Source organism: Pseudomonas sp. (assembly GCF_050739995.1).
Lineage (GTDB): Bacteria > Pseudomonadota > Gammaproteobacteria > Pseudomonadales > Pseudomonadaceae > Aquipseudomonas.
Map to the genome: position 1 here is coordinate 1 of NZ_JBOICG010000230.1, position 3,034 is coordinate 3,034.

Here is a 3,034-nt window from a genome sequence, read left to right on the forward strand (position 1 = left end):
AACGCGTGGGTAAAAAAGTGCGGCAAACTCTAACAACGACAGGGATTTTGGGCAAGGCGCCAATGTGCTAAATTGGCCGACTTTCTGTGCACCAACCCCCACAATCGCGGCCATATGACCGTAGAAATGCGGTAGTGTTCCGACAATCTAACACACGGACGCCCTCCGTTCTGTTTTCCACTGGAGAATCCCATGGCGCTTGAACGCTCCGACGTGGAAAAAATCGCTCATCTGGCCTCGCTTGGCTTGAATGAAGGCGATCTTCCACAGACCACCGCAGCCCTGAACAGCATTCTCGGGCTGGTCGACCAAATGCAGGCTGTGAATACCGACGGTATCGAGCCCCTGGCTCACCCACTGGAAGCCAGCCAGCGCCTGCGCGCAGACGTCGTGACCGAGCGCAATAATCGCGAGGCCTACCAGTCCATCGCGCCAGCGGTCGAAAACGGCCTGTACCTGGTTCCGAAAGTCATCGACTAAAGGGAAAGAGCCTTTCATGCATCACATGACTCTGGCCGAGATCGCCCGCGGTCTCGCCGACAAAAAGTTTTCTTCCGAAGAACTGACCAAGAACCTGCTGGCGCGTATCGCCGAGCACGATCCGAAGGTCAACAGCTTCATCAGCCTCACCGAGGAACTGGCCCTGAGCCAGGCCAAGGCCGCCGACGCACGTCGCGCCAACGGTGAAAGTGGCGCATTGCTGGGCGCACCTATCGCTCACAAGGATTTGTTCTGCACCCAGGGCATTCGCACCAGTTGCGGCTCGAAGATGCTCGACAACTTCAAGGCGCCCTACGACGCCACCGTGGTATCCAAGCTGGCTGCCGCCGGGGCCGTGACCCTGGGCAAGACCAACATGGACGAATTCGCCATGGGTTCGGCCAACGAGTCGAGCTACTACGGCGCGGTGAAAAACCCGTGGAACCTGGAACACGTGCCGGGCGGGTCGTCCGGTGGCTCGGCTGCCGCCGTTGCCGCACGCTTCCTGCCGGCCGCCACCGCCACCGACACTGGCGGTTCGATCCGTCAGCCTGCCGCGTTCACCAACCTGACGGGCCTGAAGCCGACCTACGGTCGCGTTTCCCGCTGGGGCATGATCGCCTACGCGTCCAGCCTCGATCAGGGCGGCCCTTTGGCCCGCACCGCCGAAGACTGCGCGATTTTGTTACAAGGCATGGCAGGCTTCGATAAACAGGACTCCACCAGCATCGACGAGCCGGTGCCAGACTACAGCGCCAGCCTGAACACCTCGATCAAGGGCCTGCGCATCGGCGTGCCGAAGGAGTACTTCAGCGCCGGTCTCGACCCACGCATTGCTGAACTGGTCCACAACAGTGTCAAGGAGCTGGAAAAGCTCGGCGCTGTGATCAAGGAAATCAGCCTGCCGAACAACCAGCACGCGATTCCGGCGTACTACGTAATCGCACCGGCGGAGGCTTCCTCCAACCTGTCGCGTTTCGACGGCGTACGTTTCGGCTACCGCTGCGAAAACCCGAAAGACCTGACCGACCTGTACAAACGCTCCCGCGGCGAAGGCTTCGGCGTCGAAGTACAACGCCGGATCATGGTCGGTGCCTACGCCCTGTCGGCCGGTTACTACGATGCGTACTACCTCAAGGCGCAAAAGATCCGTCGCCTGATCAAGAACGACTTCATGGCTGCCTTCAATGAAGTCGACGTGATCCTCGGCCCAACCACGCCGAACCCGGCCTGGAAAATCGGCGCCAAGACCGGCGACCCGATCGCCGAGTATCTGGAAGACCTGTACACCATCACCGCCAACCTCGCGGGGCTGCCGGGCTTGTCCATGCCAGCAGGTTTCGTCGATGGCCTGCCGGTGGGCGTGCAATTGCTCGCTCCGTACTTCCAGGAAGGCCGCCTGCTCAATGTGGCGCACCAGTACCAGTTGAACACCGACTGGCACACTCGCCCCCCTACCGGCTTCTGAGGAGAACACTATGCAATGGGAAGTTGTGATCGGGCTGGAGATTCATACCCAGCTCGCCACCCAATCGAAGATTTTCTCCGGTAGCGCCACCACGTTCGGCTCCGAGCCCAACACCCAGGCCAGCCTGGTCGACCTGGGCATGCCTGGCGTGCTGCCGGTGCTGAACCAGGAAGCGGTGCGCATGGCGGTGATGTTCGGCCTGGCGATTGACGCCGAGATCGGCCAGCACAACGTGTTCGCGCGCAAGAACTACTTCTACCCGGATCTGCCCAAGGGCTACCAGATCAGCCAGATGGAATTGCCGATCGTCGGCAAGGGCCACTTGGACATCCCTCTGGAAGACGGCACCATCAAGCGCGTCGGCGTCACTCGCGCCCACTTGGAAGAAGACGCCGGCAAAAGCCTGCACGAAGAATTCCCGGGCGCCACTGGCATCGACCTGAACCGCGCCGGCACGCCACTGCTGGAGATCGTGTCCGAGCCGGACATGCGCAGCGCCAAGGAAGCCGTGGCCTACGTCAAGACCATTCACGCATTGGTACGCTACCTGGGCATCTGCGACGGCAACATGGCCGAAGGCTCGCTGCGTTGCGACTGCAACGTGTCGATCCGCCCCAAGGGCCAGGTCGAGTTCGGCACTCGCTGCGAGATCAAGAACGTCAACTCGTTCCGCTTCATCGAAAAGGCGATCAACAGCGAAGTGCGTCGCCAGATCGAGCTGATCGAAGACGGTGGCAAGGTCATCCAGCAAACCCGCCTGTACGACCCGAACAAAGACGAAACCCGCGCCATGCGCAGCAAAGAGGAAGCCAACGACTACCGTTACTTCCCCGACCCGGACCTGTTGCCGGTGGTGCTTGAGGACTCGTTCCTCAATGACATCCGCGCCACCCTGCCGGAACTGCCGCAGCAGAAACGCGAGCGCTTCCAGGAGCAGTTCGGCCTGTCGGTCTATGATGCCAGCGTCTTGGCCTCCAGCCGTGAACAAGCCAACTACTTCGAAAAAGTCGTGAGCATCGCCGGTGACGCCAAGCTGGCGGCCAACTGGGTGATGGTCGAGCTGGGTAGCCTGTTGAACAAACAGGG

At 60.9% G+C, this 3,034-nt stretch carries 3 protein-coding genes; all 3 read left to right on the plus strand.

Annotated elements, in window-relative coordinates:
• The first annotated feature begins 192 nt into the window (after window positions 1–192).
• Entirely contained in the window at window positions 193–480 is a 288-nt protein-coding gene (gatC, locus tag ACRESD_RS07860; RefSeq protein ID WP_431750403.1) for an Asp-tRNA(Asn)/Glu-tRNA(Gln) amidotransferase subunit GatC, read from the plus strand.
• 16 nt (window positions 481–496) lie between these two features.
• Window positions 497–1,948 (plus strand): Asp-tRNA(Asn)/Glu-tRNA(Gln) amidotransferase subunit GatA, encoded by a 1,452-nt coding sequence (gene gatA, locus ACRESD_RS07865; protein ID WP_431750404.1) that lies wholly within the window; start codon window positions 497–499, stop codon window positions 1,946–1,948.
• Between the two features lie 10 nt (window positions 1,949–1,958).
• On the plus strand, window positions 1,959–3,034 hold a 1,076-nt coding region (gatB, locus tag ACRESD_RS07870), incomplete at its 3' end, for an Asp-tRNA(Asn)/Glu-tRNA(Gln) amidotransferase subunit GatB (RefSeq protein WP_431750405.1).